The 20,577-nt window shown below is 37.0% G+C and carries 21 protein-coding genes; 13 read left to right on the forward strand and 8 right to left on the reverse strand.

Going from position 1 to position 20,577, the window contains the following annotated elements; translation table 11 throughout:
- Nucleotides 1-19 precede the first annotated feature (19 nt).
- The 6 genes from ACFSO7_RS03610 to ACFSO7_RS03635 form a co-directional block, all read right to left on the reverse strand.
- A complete protein-coding gene (locus ACFSO7_RS03610; protein ID WP_377875387.1) occupies nt 20-202 on the reverse strand; it encodes a hypothetical protein in 183 nt (60 codons plus the stop codon).
- A 318-nt stretch (nt 203-520) separates the two neighbouring features.
- Complete coding sequence (locus ACFSO7_RS03615; RefSeq protein WP_377875389.1) at nt 521-730, reverse strand: YheE family protein; 210 nt, start codon at nt 728-730, stop codon at nt 521-523.
- A 53-nt stretch (nt 731-783) separates the two neighbouring features.
- Nucleotides 784-1,977, reverse strand: coding sequence for a YheC/YheD family endospore coat-associated protein (locus ACFSO7_RS03620; protein WP_377875391.1), 1,194 nt, complete (start codon nt 1,975-1,977; stop codon nt 784-786).
- Nucleotides 1,974-3,341, reverse strand: coding sequence for a YheC/YheD family endospore coat-associated protein (locus tag ACFSO7_RS03625; RefSeq protein WP_377875392.1), 1,368 nt, complete (start codon nt 3,339-3,341; stop codon nt 1,974-1,976). The genes ACFSO7_RS03620 and ACFSO7_RS03625 overlap by 4 nt, the downstream gene beginning before the upstream one ends.
- The gene (locus ACFSO7_RS03630; protein ID WP_377875394.1) at nt 3,319-4,422 is read right to left on the reverse strand and encodes a YheC/YheD family endospore coat-associated protein; all 1,104 of its coding nucleotides are present in this window, start codon (nt 4,420-4,422) and stop codon (nt 3,319-3,321) included. The genes ACFSO7_RS03625 and ACFSO7_RS03630 overlap by 23 nt, the downstream gene beginning before the upstream one ends.
- On the reverse strand, nt 4,423-5,805 hold the full coding sequence (locus ACFSO7_RS03635; RefSeq protein WP_377875396.1) for a YheC/YheD family endospore coat-associated protein: 1,383 nt from the start codon (nt 5,803-5,805) through the stop codon (nt 4,423-4,425). It abuts the gene before it with no gap.
- Between the two features lie 260 nt (nt 5,806-6,065).
- On the opposite strand from ACFSO7_RS03635, the gene ACFSO7_RS03640 reads away from it, so the two are divergent.
- From ACFSO7_RS03640 to ACFSO7_RS03660, 5 genes are all read left to right on the forward strand, one after another.
- On the forward strand, nt 6,066-6,413 hold the full coding sequence (locus tag ACFSO7_RS03640; RefSeq protein WP_377875398.1) for a YlbF/YmcA family competence regulator: 348 nt from the start codon (nt 6,066-6,068) through the stop codon (nt 6,411-6,413).
- A 139-nt stretch (nt 6,414-6,552) separates the two neighbouring features.
- Nucleotides 6,553-7,422: a Cof-type HAD-IIB family hydrolase gene (locus ACFSO7_RS03645; protein ID WP_377875400.1), complete on the forward strand. Its 870-nt coding sequence runs from the start codon at nt 6,553-6,555 to the stop codon at nt 7,420-7,422.
- A 348-nt stretch (nt 7,423-7,770) separates the two neighbouring features.
- The gene (locus tag ACFSO7_RS03650; protein WP_377876430.1) at nt 7,771-9,285 is read left to right on the forward strand and encodes a coproporphyrinogen III oxidase; all 1,515 of its coding nucleotides are present in this window, start codon (nt 7,771-7,773) and stop codon (nt 9,283-9,285) included.
- A gap of 189 nt (nt 9,286-9,474) precedes the next feature.
- Nucleotides 9,475-11,094 (forward strand): long-chain fatty acid--CoA ligase, encoded by a 1,620-nt coding sequence (locus ACFSO7_RS03655; RefSeq protein WP_377875402.1) that lies wholly within the window; start codon nt 9,475-9,477, stop codon nt 11,092-11,094.
- Between the two features lie 180 nt (nt 11,095-11,274).
- On the forward strand, nt 11,275-12,408 hold the full coding sequence (locus tag ACFSO7_RS03660) for a zinc-dependent alcohol dehydrogenase (protein WP_377875404.1): 1,134 nt from the start codon (nt 11,275-11,277) through the stop codon (nt 12,406-12,408).
- Nucleotides 12,409-12,509: 101 nt separating this feature from the next.
- On the opposite strand, the gene ACFSO7_RS03665 is transcribed toward ACFSO7_RS03660, so the two are convergent.
- Nucleotides 12,510-12,944: an SRPBCC family protein gene (locus ACFSO7_RS03665; RefSeq protein ID WP_377875406.1), complete on the reverse strand. Its 435-nt coding sequence runs from the start codon at nt 12,942-12,944 to the stop codon at nt 12,510-12,512.
- A gap of 186 nt (nt 12,945-13,130) precedes the next feature.
- On the opposite strand from ACFSO7_RS03665, the gene ACFSO7_RS03670 reads away from it, so the two are divergent.
- Nucleotides 13,131-14,285 (forward strand): thiolase family protein, encoded by a 1,155-nt coding sequence (locus ACFSO7_RS03670; RefSeq protein ID WP_377875407.1) that lies wholly within the window; start codon nt 13,131-13,133, stop codon nt 14,283-14,285.
- Between the two features lie 135 nt (nt 14,286-14,420).
- Nucleotides 14,421-15,140, forward strand: a complete 720-nt coding sequence (locus tag ACFSO7_RS03675) for a YebC/PmpR family DNA-binding transcriptional regulator (protein WP_377875409.1) — start codon at nt 14,421-14,423, stop codon at nt 15,138-15,140.
- Between the two features lie 65 nt (nt 15,141-15,205).
- Here the strand turns inward: ACFSO7_RS03675 and ACFSO7_RS03680 are convergent, their stop codons facing one another.
- Nucleotides 15,206-16,006: a hypothetical protein gene (locus ACFSO7_RS03680; protein WP_377875411.1), complete on the reverse strand. Its 801-nt coding sequence runs from the start codon at nt 16,004-16,006 to the stop codon at nt 15,206-15,208.
- 157 nt (nt 16,007-16,163) lie between these two features.
- On the opposite strand from ACFSO7_RS03680, the gene ACFSO7_RS03685 reads away from it, so the two are divergent.
- From ACFSO7_RS03685 to ACFSO7_RS03710, 6 genes are all read left to right on the forward strand, one after another.
- Entirely contained in the window at nt 16,164-16,571 is a 408-nt protein-coding gene (locus ACFSO7_RS03685) for a cytosolic protein (protein ID WP_377875413.1), read from the forward strand.
- Nucleotides 16,572-16,716: 145 nt separating this feature from the next.
- On the forward strand, nt 16,717-17,484 hold the full coding sequence (locus tag ACFSO7_RS03690) for a hypothetical protein (RefSeq protein WP_377875415.1): 768 nt from the start codon (nt 16,717-16,719) through the stop codon (nt 17,482-17,484).
- Between the two features lie 3 nt (nt 17,485-17,487).
- Complete coding sequence (locus ACFSO7_RS03695) at nt 17,488-17,874, forward strand: GntR family transcriptional regulator (protein ID WP_377875417.1); 387 nt, start codon at nt 17,488-17,490, stop codon at nt 17,872-17,874.
- Complete coding sequence (locus tag ACFSO7_RS03700; RefSeq protein WP_377875419.1) at nt 17,861-18,565, forward strand: ABC transporter ATP-binding protein; 705 nt, start codon at nt 17,861-17,863, stop codon at nt 18,563-18,565. Before ACFSO7_RS03695 ends, ACFSO7_RS03700 begins: the two co-directional genes overlap by 14 nt.
- On the forward strand, nt 18,565-19,482 hold the full coding sequence (locus tag ACFSO7_RS03705; RefSeq protein WP_377875421.1) for an ABC transporter ATP-binding protein: 918 nt from the start codon (nt 18,565-18,567) through the stop codon (nt 19,480-19,482). Before ACFSO7_RS03700 ends, ACFSO7_RS03705 begins: the two co-directional genes overlap by 1 nt.
- Nucleotides 19,475-20,428 carry an ABC transporter permease gene (locus ACFSO7_RS03710; protein WP_377875423.1) on the forward strand — a complete coding sequence of 318 codons (954 nt, stop codon included), beginning with the start codon at nt 19,475-19,477 and terminating at the stop codon, nt 20,426-20,428. The genes ACFSO7_RS03705 and ACFSO7_RS03710 overlap by 8 nt, the downstream gene beginning before the upstream one ends.
- Nucleotides 20,429-20,577: the final 149 nt, after the last annotated feature.

The raw sequence follows: 20,577 nt of genomic DNA on the forward strand, positions 1-20,577 counted from the left end.
CCTAATTCGAGAAAGTGGCTTAGTACGGTGGTTCTTCCTCATAAAGATCTCTAGCTTCTTCAATGTTGGTTGAATCCGCTCTCATATGAACAGAACCCCCAGACATTCCTTCATTAATCATTCGGTCCACATCTAAATAGACCTTATCTTTTCCTTCATAATGTAAATCCTTGTTAAAGTTTGGCGAATCCTTTTTTTCCATAAAGCAGACCTCCTTTTCTTTATTTTTTGAAAGAAGGTCCATTCTCATACGCAGAAATTGTCCAGCGCAAGCGTCCGGCCCCGACGTAAAGGATGTACCAGTGTCGGCAATGCGATAGGACGCCCCCGAGCTCTTGTCGACCTCTAGGTCAAATGTTCGCGGGTCCAAAAAGTCAAAGAACGACTTTCCGGGCCCGCGAAGTATTTGCTTGGCAAACCAAAGAACGGTTTGCATAAGTGCGACTAGGTCTCTGGCTTCGCTACTCTCGCCAATCGACCAGTCTTCTTTATCGGGGCTTACAAGCGCGCTTCCGCTTTTCTATTCGTATACATGAAATAACATTAATTCATGGATTTGTTCTTTTAAGTTTTGCTCATCCTCTTGCGCTGGTGATGCTGAAGTCCATTCAATACTGCCGTTTTGATGGTAAATTCCAGCGAATTTTTGCTTTTTGAAATAAAAGGAAAAAGTCCAACCAGGCAATTGTTGGTGCTCATAAATTGATTTGTATTGAAAGTGAGTAATCATATTATCCCTCCAGCTTTATTTTAGCATATTTGGAAGGGAGGTGACTTAGTCCATTATTTATCATCAAACCCTGTCAACTGAAAAAATAATTGACATAGATGCTGTATTCTTTTCCGTTCAATTTCTTCTTCATCAAAGCTCATCGGCTTGGAGTTGACTTCATAAACAACATATTTCCCACCTGAGTTTAGTCCCGCATCAATGGAAAACTCTCCGAAAAAACCAAGTTTGTTCGATAAAACCATGCCAATCTCTTCTACGATCATTTTAATAAAACGATCATGCTCATCTGTTCGAATCGACTGGTAAGGAATGATAAAGCCACCATTGGTTGTATGCGTAGTTAAACCATGTTGTTCAGTTGCCCTTATGCCAATTCCTGTTACAATATATTTTTGTTTTGGTACATCCCAATGGGTCAATACTCGAAAATCATAACGAAAACCATTTAATAGGTCTGGCTGAATGGTGCGTTGGGCAATAAATGGAATTTTATAAAACATTTCGTCATGCTGATTCCATAGCTCTACAAAATTCGAAAAAAATTCTCTTTGTCCATGCGTTTCAAGCACCAATTGCTCATTTTCAAAATATAAGCGATATATATTTTTGCCTTTTGAATGCTTTCTTGGTTTTAAATAAATGTCTTCATACTGATTAAAAAATAGTTCGAGATTTTCCATGGAATCAATGAGTATGGTTTTTGGGAGGAATCGTTTTATATTATTTTTGCTCTTAAGAATTTGAAATAGATCAAATTTGTCGATAAATCCTGGATTAAAGATTGGAATTCCGAATTGTTGAAAAAGTGCTACACATTGTTGATAAAGTACGGTTTGTTCTGATTTTCGAAAGGGAATGCGATTGTAGACGATGTCTGGAAAGGGCATTTTCACTCGGAGCCATTTTTCATAGCTCGGTAAATAAATATAGCCAATGATTGAACCACTTTCTTTCAAGTCTTCATAGGAAAAAATAAATGACAGAGCGTTTCTTTTCAATAATCCCTGTTGGATGTCAATAAATAACTTACTATTTCCTGCGAGAGAATTCTCACTTTTGGAAGCGGTCATAATGCCAATTAAAGGACCAATATGTTGGTCCTTTAATTGGAGATCGAACAGTATCCCTTGATTTTTGAGAAAGTTAGACTCATATCTAATCTCTTTTTTTAGACCACCAAAAGTGCAATTCTCTTGTTCATTTTGAATCCATGTCTCATTTTCTGGCAAATAAAAAATAGTCATCTAAATATTTCCTCAGGGGTATGGATTGATTTTTCAGTTAAGAAAATTGCAAAGGCAATCGATAACTTTCTTGTTAGTAAATCAAAATCCTTCAGCTCTGGATGATTGAAAATGGAGCGGCCAGGTTTGGAGTTAGCCTCAAAGAGCCAAACCTTCCCATCTCTATCTATTCCTAAATCGAATCCAATCTCTCCAATAATTCCTTCTAGATGTCTTTCTAGAGAGTGACTTAACTTTAATGCAGCTTCTTTTAATTTTGGTACATATATATTTCTTTCTTCCATTGTGAAAATTTCTTCTAAAGTTTTGATCACCCCGCCACTTTTTACATGAGTCGTAACACTGCCAGACCCAGCAATTTTGGCTGCCATGGCTGAGACATGCCAGTTCCCATTTGCATCCTTATTCGTATGAATACGAAAATCAACTGGACGATGATCGGATTTTAATAAAGGAATTCCCTGTTGGACAAGCATTTTCTCTAAAGGACGCTTTCGAAAAACATGTTTAATTAAACTTTCTAATGAAGTAAACTTCTGGAGCCGTTTTACCCCTTCTTTATCAAAGTAGCGGCAATAATAAGCATTTTCAATTTTATCAAGGAGTAGTTGATGAACCCCTAATCCAAGACTTCCATTTATCGGTTTCATGTACACTGAATCGTATTTAGCAAGCATTTTTTCAATTGGAGTAAAGGAAGTAAATGGATTTGTTTCGGGTAAATATTCTGAAACGGTGAAATCATTATAAAGTTTTTCATAAATATCAAGTTTATTAAAGAAACCAGGATTATACCATGGGATTAAGTACTCGGTTTCCATTCGGGTTTTAACTGCTTTTTGTTCATGCTGGCTTTCACTTTTTCGATTTGGCAGACGATCATACACGACATTTGGAAAGGGAATGAGATGCTGTTCCCAACCATTTTGTTTGTAAAAATATCCTTCAATTACCCCTTGTTCCCAATCGATATGCTGTTCTCCAAATACAAAAGGAATCACACCTACAGACTTTTGGACGGAAAGTAATTTTGAAAAAAACAAGGAACGGTCTCCAATAGGCCGAAGGGGATATGGGGTAAATCCTGATGTAAATATCCCAACGAGTGGTCCGAGGAATAGTGTATTATTTTCATAAAAAACATGTAAAGGTATTTTTAGATTATGAAAATGCAATTCTTCCATTAAGTCAGAGCTCATCACTAAAATGTTCAGATTTTGGGGATGGGCTAAAAAAGTTGCCTCACAAGAACGACTACCGAATGCAATACGTTCTATATTTGTTAAAAGCGGCTTAAGTTGTGCAGGGTATAACACCGTTTTACTCAACTGATCATTGATTTCAATAGGATAACGTTTTCGCATCGTATCTCTTCCTTCCATTTTGTCCAGAGCTATCTAATGTTCTTCCGTAAAGTATAGGGGCGAAGAAAAGATCATCTCTATTCTCAGGTGTAGTTTCTAAGATAACCTTTCTTCCAGGTTTGGAATTAATATCGAGAACCCAAATGGAACCATCCTTTGCCATACCCACATCAATTCCAAGTTCGAATAATGGTAGGAACTTTTCCTCTAAAACTTTTGGTATTTCTCGTAAAAGCTCATTTATCTCTAGGTCGATAAATTCTTTTTGATTTGGGGATAGCTTTTGTTTCCATAACCCATAGCTTTCTGTCTGACCACCTGCATGTAAATTGGATATAATTCCATCAGGGTGTCCTACTCTAATCCCTCGACCACGCTCCATCCAGCTCCCATCCTCACATTTTTGTAGCAAGATTCGAATATCAAAGGGCTGATTATTCTCATTTGATAGCTCTAAATAGGGCTGCACCAAATAATTCTTTTTAGAAATTAAAGTGCTGATCCAAGTATGAAATTTCTTTTCGTCATGAAATTCTTTTTGAATATGTCTGTTTTTATTAAAGGTTTTAACTTTAATGGGAAGCGTTTCATATTCGATATAATAGATTCCATTTCCTTGAGAGCCATTAATGGGTTTGATTACGATTCTTTTGAATTGGTTTAGTTCTTCTAAAACAACACTAAGATTAGTAATCGATTGCGTTAAAGGAAGATAGGGAGATAGTACCGATTGTTTTAGAACATGATTTAATTCCAGCTTATTCGGAAGTCCATAACCGAGGAATACGATGTCTTCCCGCCCTTTTAACCAAGAAACGATGGAAGAGCATTGTTTCGATTGGAAATCATCACCGTAAAAGCAGCGATCATATAGAATAGTTGGGATTGGAAACTCAGTTGCTGCCCATTTTTTTGTATGAGGGTCATATATGCTTCCACTTATCTGTTGAGAAACAGGATGAATGTTAGAGGGGATAAAACGGCAGCATGTCATACCAAGCTCAGATGCTCGGATCGCTATTTCTGTAAAATAGGCCATCTCACTATTTTCGTTTAAAGTAATAATTCCAAAGGCTTCCACCTAGCCTTCCTCCTTCTTATTGACATATTCTAAAGCCAACCTAAAACAATAGGAAACAATTGATTTAGCTGAGGGTCTGATTTTAATTTCTTGTTCTTCGAAATTTTTTGAAGGCTTGGAATTAACTTCGATCATCCAAGGGTTTCCATCCGTATCAATACCCATATCAATTCCTAATTCACCTGTTAGCCCCTCTGCATTCTGACTAATGAGTGAAGCAAACTCCAAAGCTAATTCTTTCATAAAGGCTAATTGCTGCTGGGCGGTTTTTGTTTCAAAAAAAAGAGATAAGGCTTTTAATGGTTTCATCATTTCTCCACCGCGAGCGATATTCGAAACAAATTGTTTTTCTGCGGATAAACGTGCTACGACAGAAGTAACATTCCAAGAATTTTGATTGTTTTTATGACAAAGAACACGAAAATCCATTAGTCGATTTTGGATTTTGATAAAAGGTATCCCTTGTTGAATTAAATAGGTGTTATTGTTAATATATGGGGTTAACTTCTCATGTAACTCTTCCTGATCATTTATATTTAGACGATCCTGCTTATCTTTGAAATAGCTAAATTGAAGTTGATATTGTTCTCCATCATTTATTATTCGAATAATATTTCTTCCTTGGCTACCATGTATCGGTTTTAAAAATATGGTTTTGTATTTTTGAAGCATCTCGTCTAAATTTTTTTTACTATAAAGGGTGGTGACTGGTAGGTAGGGCTGCAAATGTTCCTCTGTTATTAATACGTCATAAACTTCCCATTTAGACAAAAAACGGTCATTAAACATAGGGATTTGTTCGATGAGGATTTGATTACGAAACTTCCTAAAACTTTCACTAGATTCGATTCTTCTTGAGTGGATACGATTATAGATCACGTCAGGAATGGGTAATTTGGATTTACACCATTTTCCATCATTATAATAAAAGCCAGTAACATAATCATCGGATATGATTTGTAAAGGAAAAACATAAAATAGTCCACCAAGAACTTTAGTCACATATTCTAATTCCTCACTAAAAGAATGAACTGATCGGAAGTGAGGATTTTCAAGATCTTCTTCATTCACTTCTGTAAGCAACCCAATTACAGGTGCTAAGTAAAGTGTTTGCTTAGAAAAGATATAGTGGCTCACAAAATGGTAGGTTTGGATAGGTAAATACCACTCTGTCAAAAGCTCTTCTGAAATCATAATTTCAGGAACGTTGATATTATTTTCTAATACTTTAAGTCGGATGAAATGTTTTCCGATACAAATTGTTATGATACCATTAGTTGTTAGTTTCCATTTTTCAAACAGCGGTTTTGAAATATAAATTAGACGCTCTTCGGTTTTATTCTCAGTATGGGGGACCAATGTTATGGGGCTGAAAGAATTCACAAATACCATTCCTCATTTGCTCGTCATGGAGGTTCCGTTTTATAATATTAATTAGGCAAAATTGATATAGTATCGTATGAACAAACGCCTAGAGTGGTGAATAGTTAGAAATGTAAATGTAAATGTAAATGTAGATTGGGAATAGCAATAATCGGTTTTATTAACGCTTACTTTCCTTATTAATTAAAGGGAACGTTTCGCATTTTTACACATAGTTTGATATAGTGGGAAAAGTGCCTAAAAGAGAAGGAGTGTTTCGGATGACCAATTTGTATGATGCAGCTTATGATATGGAAAAAGCAATCCGTAATAGTGCTGAGTATGCTCAGTTAAGAAAGATGTATGATGAAGTGTATAAGGATGAAACAGCTAAAAGAATGTTTGAAAACTTCCGTAACATTCAAATGGAGCTTCAACAAAAGCAAATGATGGGCTACGATATTACAGAAGAAGAAGTACAGCATGCTCAAAAAACGGTTGCCCTTGTTGGTCAGCATGCAACGATTGCGAAACTGATGGAAGCAGAACAAAGAATGAGTATGATCATTGGCGAACTAAATCGTATCATTATGATGCCGTTGGAAGACTTGTACGGCCCAATGGAATAGTAGTATGTAGGAAAGCTGACTCTGTCGGCTTTTTTTGTATAGTCCCACCTTACCTTAAAGTTACAATGTTCTATTTGTTCGTTTTTATACATAAAAATGATTTATGGAGATTTACAACTAGAACAGGGGGCATAATCTTATGATATTCCGCTTATTAGCTATAAATATTGATGGGACGTTATTGCAATCCAATAGCAGACTCCATCGTTCCGCCAAAGAGGCCATCCAATACGTTCAGCATAAGGGAGTGGATGTTACACTTGTCACATCACGAAGCTTTCCTTTTGCAAAGAAATTAGCCAATACATTAAAAATAAATATACCAATCGTTACAAGTAGAGGTTCGTATATTTCGAGTACAGACGAAAAACCTATATTTGTGAAAAGATTAGAAGAAGATGTTGCTTTTGAAATATCAAGATTATTAGAAGGGTTTGAATGTCAAATTCGATTAGTCAATGAGGAGTATTCGTTGGGAAATCGATCCAAGCTATCGAATAATTTGATGGCAAAAACGATTTTTTCTTCGGCGGATCCCGCCTTTTATCCTCATCAATTTGTTGATTCTGTTAGTGAAGCTTTAACGGATAATCCAATGACCCCATCTAAAATTGAAGCCTATTTCGAAGATGAAGAAGACTTAGATGATGTTGTGCAAGCTTTGAAGGGAATGTACATTGAAATCGACTCAGTTAAGATAAATAAATTGAGACTAGAAATCGTTCCGGCAGGAGTTTCCAAGTTAAATGGGCTATTATACTTAGGTGAACATCTGGGGCTAACAAGTAAACAAATGGTTTATATTGGAGATGACTCGGATGATATTCCATTGATTGATGCAGTTGGACTAGGAGTAGCTATGGGGAATTCCTCTTTTGAAGTCAAGAAAGCAGCTGATTGGGTCACCCGTTCAAATAATCAGCATGGAGTCACTTATATGGTAAAAGAACACTTCCGTAAACAGCATCCGATTGAATTTCTCCGAAAGATGAACATTTTAAAAAAATAGAATGAAAGGCTAAATCAAATGGAGTGTCCATGGTTTAGCCTTTTTCTATTCACCTGCCGATTTCTTCTTGTTGACCTCCTAAATGGGTTCCGATACACTTAAGTAAGCTTATTTTGAGTTTAGAATGAATAATTTTTTTAGACTTTGAAAAATGTCCAGCGCAAGCGTCCTAGCCCCGACGTACAGGAAGTACTAGTGTCGACAATGCGACAGGACGTCGCGCTTTTGTCGACCTCGAGGTCAAATGTTCGCCACCCAAAAAGTCAAAGAACGACTTTCTGGGTGGCGAAGCATTTGCTTGTCGGGGCTGATCAAGGCGTTTGCGCTTTTCTTAGAAAGGTGATTGCATTGCAAATATTGATAACTGGCATAGAGGATGATCGATTTCATCGCCCTTTGCAATTGATTGCGAATTTGTTTTTTGAAGAAACAGTACTTGTTTTTGATCCCGTTATGGAATCAGATTTAAAAATAAATATAGACTTAAGTATGAATGTCGATATGAAGGTCGTAGTAACTCTTTTCGCAAATGGGAACGAAACCTTTTCATCAAGTACCCAGAAAGAACTAACGGATACGGATAATGATAAGGAACGTTGGAAAGAAATCAAAAATACGGTCCTCTCAGTTTATTTGAAAGTTCTTCAGGACTATACAGGAATAACTCAAAAGTGGGGATTTCTGACTGGAATCAGACCAACAAAGCTCCTACACAAAAAAGTTCAAGAAGGCGTTCCGCAGGAGCTGGCCCATTCACAATTGAAAGAGCAGTACTTAATTTCCGATGAAAAAATTCAATTGATGCAGCATATCGTTGATCGCCAGCTTGCGGTTGTTCCTGACCTATACGATTTACAAAATGAAGTCAGCATTTATATCGGGATACCATTCTGCCCAACCAAATGTGCATATTGTACATTTCCTGCCTATGCGATTAATGGTCGCCAAGGTTCCGTTGACTCCTTCCTTGGTGGGCTTCATTACGAAGTTCGAGAGACAGGAAAGTGGTTGAAGGAAAAGGGAATAAAGATCACGACTGTATACTATGGCGGAGGAACCCCGACAAGTATTACCGCTGAAGAGATGGATATGCTTTATGAAGAAGTATACCAATCCTTTCCGGAAGTTGAACACATTCGTGAAATAACGGTTGAAGCAGGTAGACCTGACACGATCACACCTGATAAATTAAATGTTTTGAAAAAGTGGAATATCGACCGTATTAGTGTTAATCCGCAATCGTATATACAAGAAACATTAAAGGCGATTGGTCGTCATCATACCGTTGAAGAAACAATTGAAAAGTTCCACTTGGCGCGACAAATGGAAATGAATAATATCAATATGGATTTAATTATTGGTTTACCAGGTGAAGGAGTTCCAGAATTCACTCATACATTAAATGAAACAGAAAAATTAATGCCTGAATCATTGACCGTTCACACACTTTCGTTTAAAAGAGCTTCCGAAATGACACAAAATAAGCAAAAATATCAAGTTGCAGACCGTAGCGAAGTGGAACAGATGATGGAATTAGCCGAAAAATGGACACATGAACACGGCTATAATCCGTACTATTTATATCGTCAGAAAAATATTCTTGGCAATTTAGAGAATGTAGGTTACGCGTTCCCAGGTCAAGAAAGTATTTATAATATTATCATTATGGAAGAAGTTCAAACGATCATTGGACTAGGTTGTGGGGCAGCAAGCAAATTCATTCATCCTAAAACAGGAAAAATCCAACAGTTCTCCAACCCAAAAGACCCGAAAACGTACAATGAAAGCTTTGAAGAATACACGAAAAAGAAAATAAATATATTAGAAGAAATATTCACTTCTGACAAAGCACTTGCCGATTGATGGAGGCAAGTGCTTTTTTGTATTTTTCGCATTCCCAAATTAGTTAAAATATGATAGAGTTTAATTGTCTGAATTTTCAGACTGATAAATTAAATAATTTTTAATAGAATGAAATGATCCAAATGTCTCATACAATGAAACAAGCAGTCTTTTTTGTAGAAAGCGCTTACTAAAAAGGGGGAAGTTAATATGATGAACACTCCATTGACGATGACACAAATGATTAAACGGGCCGAGAAGTATTTTCCTAAAAAACAGGTCATCTCAAGAACGACAAAGGGAATACAACGTTTTACTTATAAAGAAATCGGTGAAAGAACGCGAAAGCTTGCTAGTGCTTTACAAACATTAGGAGTGGAAAGAGGGGACAAAGTTGGAACATTAGCTTGGAACCATCACCGCCATTTAGAAGCGTATTTTGCCATTCCGTGTAGTGGTGCCGTTCTCCATACGATCAACATTAGACTTTCCGCGCAGCATATTTCCTACATTATAAACCATGCAGAAGATCAGGTTTTACTAATCGATTCAGATATCCTACCACTTATTGAAAAAATAGCTGACAGTCTACAAACAGTTAAAGCCTATATTATTATGACGGATGAAGATGAGCTTCCTGACACCACCCTTTCACCTGTTTATCATTATGAAAAATTGCTTGAAGAAGCGGACCCTAATTATGAATATCCTGATGATATTGGGGAAAATGATCCGGCGGGAATGTGCTACACTTCCGCCACGACTGGAAATCCAAAAGGGGTCATCTACTCACATCGTGGTATTTATTTACATAGCATGGCACTTGGGATGGCAGATAGTGCAGCTGTAAGTGAAAAGGATATTGCACTGCCTGTCGTTCCAATGTTCCATGTAAATGCATGGGGTCTACCTTTTGCTTCAGTTTGGTTTGGTACGACATTAGTTTTACCAGGACCATACTTCACACCGAAGATCATTGCCGAGCTGATTGAACAGGAAAAGGTTACGATAACAGCAGGTGTACCAACAATTTGGTTAGGTCTACTGAAGGAATTGGATGAAGGCAATTATGATATGGGTAGTCTTAGATCCATTCTATGTGGGGGTTCTGCAGCTCCACGTGGAATGATCCAAGCATTCGAGCAAAGGCATAAAATTCCTTTTATGCATGCTTATGGAATGACTGAAACAAGCCCTCTTGTCGTCATTTCAACATTAAAAAGCTATCAGGAAGATCTTTCCCAGGAGGAAAAAATCAATATAAAGGCGTTACAGGGCATATTGGTTCCGGGCTTAGAAATGAAAGTCATTGGTAAAGATGGTGAAGTTGCCTGGGATGGTAAGGAAATGGGTGAACTGACGATCCGTGGTCCTTGGATTGCTTCCGAATATTATAAGGATGAGAGGTCAGATGAAGCATTCCGTGATGGATGGCTTCATACTGGGGATGTCGTCACCATTGATGAGGAAGGCTACGTCAAAATCGTTGATCGAACAAAAGATTTAATTAAGAGCGGTGGTGAATGGATCTCCTCTGTTGATTTAGAAAATGCGTTGATGGCACATGAAGCTGTTTTTGAAGCAGCGGTAGTCGCTGTTCCTCATAAAGAGTGGCAGGAACGTCCAGTTGCTTGTGTCGTATTAAAGGATTCCTATATCGGAAAAACAACAAAAGAAGAGCTCGTTCAATTTTTAGCACCACAATTTGCAAAATGGTGGCTCCCAGATGAAATACTATTTTTAAAAGAAATTCCGAAAACATCGGTTGGAAAGTTTTTAAAGAGGGCTCTAAGAGATTCTGTTCGAGAAGAGATTGGACAGAAGAAATGATGAACAAACGCCACCACAGGTATTGCTTTTCGGATTCCTGTGGTGGCGTTTTTTTAGAAACTTATTTTGGAAACGATGTTAATTTTCTAAGTTTGGAATACGGTACTTGATTACGGAATATTACTTTCAATTGAATGACAAAATAAACATAAAAAAGCCAATACTAGATAGGAGATAAAAATGAAAGCTGTAACTTATCATGGACCGAAAAATGTAATAGTTGATCAAGTAGAAGATGCCAAATTAGAAAAAAAAGACGATATAATTGTTAGAATTACATCGACAGCTATTTGCGGTTCAGATTTGCATTTGTATCAAGGGAACATGCCTTTACCTCCTGGGTATATTATTGGTCACGAACCAATGGGTATTGTTGAAGAAATAGGACCAGAGGTAACAAAAGTAAAAAAAGGTGATCGGGTTGTCATTCCTTTTAATGTTGCATGTGGTCAATGTTTTTATTGTCAACATGAAATGGAAAGTCAATGTGATAATTCGAATCCACATTACGATTCCGGGGGTTATTTTGGCTATTCAGAGAAGTACGGAAACCATCCAGGTGGTCAGGCTGAATATTTAAAAGTGCCGTTTGGTAACTTTACCCCCTTTGTTATCCCTGAATCCTGTGAATTAGAGGATGAATCCCTTCTCTTCTTATCTGATGTTCTACCTACGGCCTATTGGAGTGTAGAAAATGCTGGGGTGAAATCTGGGGATACGGTTATTGTGCTTGGATGCGGCCCAGTTGGTTTAATGACTCAAAAATTTGCTTGGATGAAAGGTGCTAAGCGAGTGATAGCCGTTGATTATTTGAATTATCGAATGAATCATGCCAAAAAGATGAACAATGTTGAGGTTTATGAATTCACAAAATATCCTGATATGGGTGAGCATTTGAAAGAAATTACTCATGGTGGAGCAGATGTGGTCATTGATTGTGTCGGGATGGATGGAAAAAAATCACCTCTAGAGTTTTTGGAACAAAAGTTAAAACTCCAAGGAGGAACCCTTGGACCAATTCAAATTTCTACAAAAGCGGTTAGGAAATATGGAACTGTTCAACTTACCGGAGTGTATGGGGGAAATTATAATTTGTTTCCTTTAGGTGCCTTCTTTGCTAGAAATATTAACTTAAAAATGGGGCAAGCACCAGTCATTCATTTCATGCCAACCTTATTTGAAAAAATAATGAATAAAGAATTTGATCCGAAGGAAATTATTACGCACAAAATGCCCCTTGAAGAGGCAAGCTACGGTTATCAAATCTTTAACAATCGAGAAGATGATTGTATAAAGGTAGTACTTAAGCCATAAATTTGTTTAGAGACTATCTCAAAATGGGATAGTCGATTTTTTTAGATTCATTTATGTATGGAAAGCGGTTCTAACGCTATCCGGAACCATTGTACTTCCCTCTAATTTTCAAGAATGTCCTTTATTTTTTTTAAGTCTTTCTTGTTTGCCTTTTTCATCATTGTGGACATAAATGGAGCGAACCATTTTGAAAACCCTGTTGGGATTCCCTTGTTTCTTAAAGTCATTCGTGTAAGATCATCCCCTAGTGCTTCCCATGTATATGTAGTCTCCATGGGAAACGGTCCATCAGCTGTTCTCATGACAAGTTTTTGACTCGGAAAATACTCTACAATTTCGTAAACATATGAAAGATCTCGACCTAAAAATTCTGCTTTGAAAGCAATTTGAGAGCCTAGTGTTAATGGCTTAGCTGTTCGCCATTCAACTGAGTTTATATTTACATACCATTTAGGCGCATTGTCGGGATTTGCTGCATATTCCGAAACTTTTTCAAGAGAATTCTTTATATTAATTTCTGTAAATACATCTACCAATTTTGAAACCCCCAAATCTTTTCGTTTCTTTAAAAATTATCATAGTGAAGTAAAGAACTCAATGTTTCACAACGGGTATTTTCAATCTACATTTAAATATGTATAGTCTGAAAATTTAGTATAATGGAATATAGAGAAAAAGCTGAGGGACTGTGACAAATTTTTTAGAAAAAAGGGGAATGGAATATGCGTGAAGTAGTTATTGTGGAAGGTGTACGTACACCGGTAGGTAGAAAAAATGGGGTTCTTAAAGATATTCGACCCGATGATTTAGCAGGGGCTACTTTAAGGGAACTTGTCAATCGAGCGGGTATCGACCCAAATCAAGTAGATGATGTGATCTTAGGGTGCGTAACTCAATCGGGGGAACAAGCAGGTGATATTGCCAGGGTAGCAGCTTTAATTGCTGGGTTTCCGATTACTGTTCCAGGAACAACGATTGACCGGCAATGTGGTTCTAGCCAGCAAGCAGTTCACTTTGCAGCACAGGCTATTCTTTCAGGTGACATGGATGTGGTCATAGCAGGTGGAGTAGAAAGTATGTCTCGTACACCGATAGGATCAAATTATCAGGGAGCGTCAATAAGTGAAAAACTTGGGGAACAGCATGAAATGATACATCAAGGTATTTCAGCGGAAAGGATCGCAGCGAAATATGGATTTACCCGTGAACAACTTGATCAATTTTCAGTTGAAAGTCACCAAAAGGCGTTAAATGCACAGATGGAGGGATACTTTACAAAAGAGATCTTTCCGATTAAAGTGACATTGCCAGATGGTCAAATGACCATAATTAGTGAAGATTCTGGACCTCGTAAGGAGACTTCGCTTGAGGCGTTATCGAAGCTAAAACCAGCTTTTATAGAGGACGGAGTCATTCATGCCGGAAATTCTAGTCAGATTAGCGATGGAGCGGCTGCTTTGCTGCTTATGTCTCGTGAGAAAGCTGAGGAGCTAGGATTAAAGCCAAGATTTTCAGTTCACACAAGAGTGGTAGTGGGTTCGGATCCGACACTAATGCTGACAGGACCAATACATGCCACAGTTAAAATTTTGGAGAAATCTGCCCTTTCTATTGAAGATATTGATGTATTCGAAGTCAATGAAGCCTTTGCTCCCGTTCCATTGGCATGGCTAAAAGAAATAGGAGCGGACCCAAGAAAGCTCAATCCAAATGGTGGAGCGATTGCCCTAGGTCATCCACTCGGAGGAAGCGGAGCTCGTATAATGGTGAGCATGATGCATGAGCTTGAACGAACTGGTGGACGTTACGGCCTTCAAACAATGTGTGAAGGGCACGGAATGGCAAATGCGACTATTATTGAACGGCTTGATCATTAGATTTCACTTACAACATTAACCACTTAACAAATGAACCACCAAAGGTATAATATTATTTTGAAAAAGTGTTGAATATACAATTTATTACTTTATAATAATTTAGTGTAGATTCAAAGTTGAAAGCGAGTGTTCATAATGGGCCGTAAATGGAACAATATTAAAGAGAAGAAGGCTTCAAAGGATGCAAATACAAGTCGTATTTATGCGAAATTTGGAGTTGAAATTTATGTAGCAGCAAAATCAGGTGAACCAAATCCAGAATCGAACCAAGCTTTAAAATTTGTCCTTGAGCGTGCAAAAACGTACAATGTTCCGAAACATATTATAGACCGTGCGATTGAAAAAGCAAAAGGTGGTTCAGAAGAAAGCTATTCTGAACTACGTTATGAAGGGTTTGGGCCAAGTGGTTCAATGATCATCGTTGACGCTCTTACAAATAACGTTAACCGTACAGCTTCAGATGTTCGTGCTGCTTTTGGAAAAAACGGTGGGAATATGGGAGTAAGTGGTTCGGTAGCTTATATGTTTGATGCTACAGCTGTTATCGGCCTTGAAGGCAAATCCGCGGATGAAGTACTTGAAATTTTAATGGAAGCTGACGTAGAAGTTCGCGACATTATTGAAGAGGATGAATCAGTGATTGTATATGCTGAGCCTGACCAATTCCATGCTGTACAAGAAGCATTAAAGAGTGTCGGCATCACCGAATTTACGGTTGCCGAATTAACGATGCTTGCTCAAAATGATGTAACTCTCCCAGAAGATGCAATAGCAAAATTTGAGAAGCTTATTGATGCATTAGAAGACTTGGATGATGTTCAGCAAGTGTACCATAATGTTGATTTAGGTGAGTAAAAGGATAAAGCAGACCTAAGTGATTAAAACTAGGTCTGCTTATTTTAATTTGCGAATTTCTCCATCTATCTCTTCTCAATCTTAGAAGGATTATTAATTTTATATGTAACTGAAAACTCCAAACGGAATTCCTCTTCCTCCACATCTTTCCCTTTAGGTAAGGTCTTTTTAACAATTTTCCCATCAAATTCAAGGTTTTCACCTGGTTTTAGTTCGAACTTTTTCAAGGTTTTACTATGAGCACACCAAGCAAGACCTACTTCGATTGCTTCCTCTTGTTCAATTCGGACGTTCTCAAGTACAACTACTTCGTCGTTTTCCTCGTTGAAATGGTTCCAGCTCATTGCGAATTGTTTTACCGTCCCAGTAAAGTGAACTTTTTCTTCTGGGAGCACTAGTTTAGCTGGTTTTTCCTTTTTTACTTTAGGCAGTTGCGTTTCTTTCTTTTCTGGAGTCGTTTTTGGGATTTCCGGAGTCACTTCGTTCTTAAGTTCGGGCTCTATCACAATTGCTTCGGTTGAATCTGCAGTATCCAAGGTTTTGCTTTCTTTACCGAAACTGGAAGACTGCATTTCTTTCAAGTAGGCAGGATGAATGCAAGATAGATGACCATCTTGGAATTCGATAATAAGAGTATTATACTCTGTTGCCTTACCGAAAGTTTCGTAACCTTTTATAGATACTAATCTTTGCTGTGTTTTATCTTTGTACCAAAACTCTTTTTTTACTTCTTTTGTTGTGCTAAGTCCCCATTCCCTAACTTTATCTGCATAATGTGCTTCATCACGAAATACTTCGAAGTCACCTTTTGGAGGAATATATTTGGTTATGTTGGAGTCTTCAATATGAGGCAAAACAATCGCCATCGAACCACTTCCTTTCTAATTCTATTTTACAACTTGATTAGGTAGAAAAAAAGTAAGCTAAATCAATCTGATCTATATCTCGGAAAAATCTAAACAATAAATTTCAGCGAAGAAGGGTATATTATTTACGTCATCATCCTAAAACGGAGGTTTTATAATGAATTCTTTTGTCGTAAATTTTCATAAAGAAGATAATGTCGACGCGATGCAAATTCAAAAATTAAATGAAGAGGATTTTCAAAAAGCAACAGAGGGAGGGACAAGACATTTATTTGATCTTGATACAAATATGGGCTTTTTTGTGTTTTTTGATGCGGAAGACAACGATGGGGATGTATCACATATGGTTCTTCAATATGAAGAAGATAATGAAGATCCTGCAGCCTGCTATTCTTTCCAAATGAAAGACTTTTACGAGTTTATGGCTTTATATTTAAATGATTTAGAATTTAATGAAGAGATAGATGAAGAAGAGAATGAAGATGAAGAAGTACATGGTCCTATACATCATCTTGCCCATCTTCTATATCATATCGTCGAAGAAGGACAATCAGTAAAACCATAAATAATTCCTTTAAGCAGCCCAATCATTTTATTGGCTGCTTTATTTTTTTTGGAAAAATTTTAAAAAACTATTGCCAGTGTTTATGTGTTAGTGTACTATCTAACTAGAACACTAAGATGTTTCAAAAAGGAAGAGAGGGATGCATATGGATGCCTTTGTTGGATTACTCAAAAAAGAATGGAAGCTATCTCGGCTAAGTATGTTAGTCGGTCTCGCTATTTTAGTTACCATTCAAATACTTGCTTATTTTCTAAGTTTGCGATTTGAGGAACCAATGATATTTTTTATAACAAATGTTGTTTTTCTATTTTTACATGTCTTTTATTTTTGCGTTTTTTTCGGTATTAGCATTCATGGAGAGACGAAGCAACTTCAAATGTGGCTCCATACACCACAAAGAATTTCTAGTCTAGTGACAGCTAAGTACATTATCACTTTCGTTGGGTACATTTTTTCTTTTACAATTGTGGCTATTACAACTAGGCTTTCCTATGAATTAGTGGCTGATAAATTAGACTATGTGAATTTATTCACGATTGAAAATACCATTGGATCCACAATTTTACTATTTTTAGGCTCGTTTTCTTTAGGGATATTAGTTTTCTTCTTTACTGCTCTAAATCTTTGGCAGAAAAAATACATTAGAAGATTTCAGGGCTTAACACTTGTTTTTATGATCCTCATTCTTTTTATTGCAGTAAACTTTTTTGAACAATCTGCTTTCTTTAAATTCATGACGTCTTGGTTTCAAATTTCTCTACCGATTACAGAATCCATTTCGTTTTCTGGTAGTGATACGAGTGTTGGAAGAGATGTAACATTCTATTTTGGTGATGCCCTTTATCGAATAGGAAAGTCCGTTTTTCTTTTCTGTTTTTCTTGTTACTTAATTGACAAGAAGGTGGAGGTGTAAAACATGGGTGAGGATTTCCATGGAACTAAACCGATCTATCTTCAACTTGTTGACCGAATTCACCGTCAGATCATCCGTGGAGAAATCAAGTCAGGTGAAAAACTACCATCTGTACGAGAAATGGCCATTCAATCAGGTGTAAATCCAAATACAGTTCAACGAACATATAGCGAATTAGAAAGGATGAATACAGTGGAAACACGGCGTGGGCAAGGAACCTTTGTAACTGAAAATGAGGTAATATTGTCAGACTTAAGAAAGAGTTTACAACTTGATCTTGTCCGTGAGTTTACTGTTAGCATGACTGAAATGGGCTTTACGTTGGTTGAAATGATTGAAGTATTAAAGAAAGTAGCAGGAGAGGAGGAAACTCCAAATGATCGTGTTTGATCAAGTTACAAAAATGTATGGTTCAAAGATTGCCTTACACCCATTTACATGGAATGTAAGGCAAGGGGGAATTGTCGGATTAATTGGTGAAAACGGAAGTGGAAAATCTACAATCCTTAAGCTGATGTGTGGTCTGCTGAAGCCATCAAAAGGATCGGTAACATTGAATAGCCAAACTGTGACAAGGAGAAGTGCAGAAAAAGTTGCCTATTTATCAGAATTAGACGCTTATTATTCTGGCTTTACTGTTTCAGAAACGATTGACTTTTTTTCTACACAATTTCCAGATTTTGATCGCCAAAGGGCCTATGATGTCCTTTCCTTTATGAATTTAGATGGAGGTCTAAAGGTTAAGGAGCTTTCCAAAGGTAATCGTAGCAGAATGCGTATGGCTATCACTCTTGGTAGGAATGTGCCGTATATTTTATTGGATGAACCTTTTTCGGGAATGGATCCAATGGTTAGGGAATCTATCATTAAAGGGTTACTATCATTTGTAGATATTGATAATCAAACGATTATCATCACTACTCACGAAATTGCTGATATAGAACCTTTATTAGATGAGGTCATTGTCCTGAAAAAAGGGAAAGTGATTGCTCGTGAAGATGTTGCGACGATCCATGAAACAACAGGCATGAATATTTTAGATTGGTTTAAAAAGCTGAATAGCTATGAGGAGGGAAAATAATGGAATCCTTAGTACAGTTGAGGAATGTAAAGAAAAAAATAGGCAAGAAAGAAATTATTAAAGGGTTAAGCTTTGATGTTTATCCAGGGGAAGTATTTGGTTTCTTAGGTCCAAACGGAGCAGGGAAAACAACGACGATTCGAATGATGGTTGGCTTAATGGCGATAACAGAGGGAGAAATAGTTATCTCAGGCAAAAGTGTTAAAAATAATTATGAGGAAGCGATTCAGTTTGTGGGTGGAATTGTCGAAAACCCAGAAATGTATAAATTCCTCACTGGTTATCAAAATCTTATCCATTTTGCTAGAATGCATAAAGGGATCACAAAGCAAAGAATTGATGAAGTGATTGAATTAGTAGGCTTGCAAAATCGTATTCATGACAAGGTAAAGACTTATTCTCTAGGGATGAGACAACGATTAGGTCTAGCTCAAGCATTACTGCATAAACCAAAGTTGCTTATTTTAGATGAACCAACAAACGGTTTAGACCCAGCTGGAATCCGTGAAATACGAGATTATTTAAGAAAACTGGCCCGTGAAGAAGGCCTAGCCGTGATTGTTTCGAGTCATTTGCTTTCCGAGATGGAAATGATGTGCGATCGCATTGCTATTATTCAACAAGGTTCACTTGTCGAAGTGAAATCGATGAATGATTTTGTTAATGAAATGGAATCTGATCTACATTTATTCTCAGTAGAACCAAAAACAGATGCTGTAAGTGTACTGAAAGAGAAATGTGGCGTGACATCAAAAGAAACAAATGAAGGCTTAGAAGTATCAACTGCAAGAACAGAAATCCCAAGACTTGTAAAGGTGTTAGCTGAAAACGACATTCAAATTTATGGAATAACTCCATTAAAGAAAACGTTGGAAGACCGATTCTTAGAGGTAACAGGAGGTACGAACATTGGCTAGTTTAATTGGGTTAATACAAAATGAAAATATGAAAATATATCGACGTGTCGGTACGTGGGTAATGATCGGTTTACTAATTTTGGCTACGGTTGCAGGGGCTATTTTAAGCTCGAAACTCGGAAATAACAATAAAAATAGTGATTGGAAAACGGAATTAAGTGCAACAACTAAACAATTAGAAGCAGATGTTGCAAACCCTGATATACCAAAAGCGTTTAAAAAAATGCAAGAAAAGCAATTAGAAATTAATAAATATCGACTTGAACATAATATTGCGCCTCTTGAGGGTTCAACCCTATGGGGCTATACATTAGATGCAGCTGAAATCATCACCTTTATTACTTTATTTACGGTTATTGTGGCTGCGGGTTCTGTTGCCTCAGAATTTTCATGGGGAACAATTAAATTGCTATTGATTCGACCAGCCTCTAGAGGGAAAATATTGCTAGCAAAATACATCTCTACCATTCTATTTGCTTTATTTTTGTTGGTGGTTTTACTCTTAACATCGATGTTAATAGGTGGAATAGTATATGGATTTGGTCATTTAAACCTACCGCACCTTGCTTACTCGAGTGGAAAAGTTGTTGAAGTTTCCATGCTTAGTCATATTTTAAGTATTTATGGTCTAAATTCAATCCAGTTAATCATGATGGTTACATTTGCATTTATGATATCATCTGTATTCCGCAGCAGTTCATTAGCAATCGGTTTAGCCATCTTCTTAATGTTTATGGGAAGTCAATTAACTCATTTAATTTCGATGAAGTTTGATTGGGCTAAGTATATTCTTTTTGCAAACATGGATTTAACTCAGTATATTGATGGGGTTCCGCTTGTGGAAGGAATGACGATGACGTTTTCTATCATCATGCTTATCATCTATTTCATCGGTTTCAACGCATTGTCCTGGATTATTTTCAGAAAAAGAGATATTGCTGCTTAAAATGTAAGAGGTCAGATCTTCGGATTGGCCTTTTTTTTTGTCCCCCTTTTTTAAAAATTTTGAAAAGTATATGATAGTGGTAACTTGGATGAGAAGGAAGGACATTCTATATGATTGAAAAGTTTGATGAAATTGAAATAGAAAAATCT

It is taken from the genome of Bacillus sp. CGMCC 1.16607 (assembly GCF_042683745.1).
Lineage (GTDB): Bacteria > Bacillota > Bacilli > Bacillales > Cytobacillaceae > Pseudoneobacillus.

Excerpts from the sequence above, each read along its gene's own strand:
- ACFSO7_RS03610 (WP_377875387.1), bottom strand. The coding sequence starts at position 202 with ATGGAAAAAAAGGATTCGCCAAACTTTAACAAGGATTTACATTATGAA.
- ACFSO7_RS03615 (WP_377875389.1), bottom strand. The coding sequence starts at position 730 with ATGATTACTCACTTTCAATACAAATCAATTTATGAGCACCAACAATTG.
- ACFSO7_RS03620 (WP_377875391.1), bottom strand. The coding sequence starts at position 1,977 with ATGACTATTTTTTATTTGCCAGAAAATGAGACATGGATTCAAAATGAA.
- ACFSO7_RS03625 (WP_377875392.1), bottom strand. The coding sequence starts at position 3,341 with ATGCGAAAACGTTATCCTATTGAAATCAATGATCAGTTGAGTAAAACG.
- ACFSO7_RS03640 (WP_377875398.1), top strand. The coding sequence starts at position 6,066 with ATGACCAATTTGTATGATGCAGCTTATGATATGGAAAAAGCAATCCGT.
- ACFSO7_RS03645 (WP_377875400.1), top strand. The coding sequence starts at position 6,553 with ATGATATTCCGCTTATTAGCTATAAATATTGATGGGACGTTATTGCAA.
- ACFSO7_RS03655 (WP_377875402.1), top strand. The coding sequence starts at position 9,475 with ATGATGAACACTCCATTGACGATGACACAAATGATTAAACGGGCCGAG.
- ACFSO7_RS03660 (WP_377875404.1), top strand. The coding sequence starts at position 11,275 with ATGAAAGCTGTAACTTATCATGGACCGAAAAATGTAATAGTTGATCAA.
- ACFSO7_RS03670 (WP_377875407.1), top strand. The coding sequence starts at position 13,131 with ATGCGTGAAGTAGTTATTGTGGAAGGTGTACGTACACCGGTAGGTAGA.
- ACFSO7_RS03675 (WP_377875409.1), top strand. The coding sequence starts at position 14,421 with ATGGGCCGTAAATGGAACAATATTAAAGAGAAGAAGGCTTCAAAGGAT.
- ACFSO7_RS03680 (WP_377875411.1), bottom strand. The coding sequence starts at position 16,006 with ATGGCGATTGTTTTGCCTCATATTGAAGACTCCAACATAACCAAATAT.
- ACFSO7_RS03685 (WP_377875413.1), top strand. The coding sequence starts at position 16,164 with ATGAATTCTTTTGTCGTAAATTTTCATAAAGAAGATAATGTCGACGCG.
- ACFSO7_RS03690 (WP_377875415.1), top strand. The coding sequence starts at position 16,717 with ATGGATGCCTTTGTTGGATTACTCAAAAAAGAATGGAAGCTATCTCGG.
- ACFSO7_RS03695 (WP_377875417.1), top strand. The coding sequence starts at position 17,488 with ATGGGTGAGGATTTCCATGGAACTAAACCGATCTATCTTCAACTTGTT.
- ACFSO7_RS03700 (WP_377875419.1), top strand. The coding sequence starts at position 17,861 with ATGATCGTGTTTGATCAAGTTACAAAAATGTATGGTTCAAAGATTGCC.
- ACFSO7_RS03705 (WP_377875421.1), top strand. The coding sequence starts at position 18,565 with ATGGAATCCTTAGTACAGTTGAGGAATGTAAAGAAAAAAATAGGCAAG.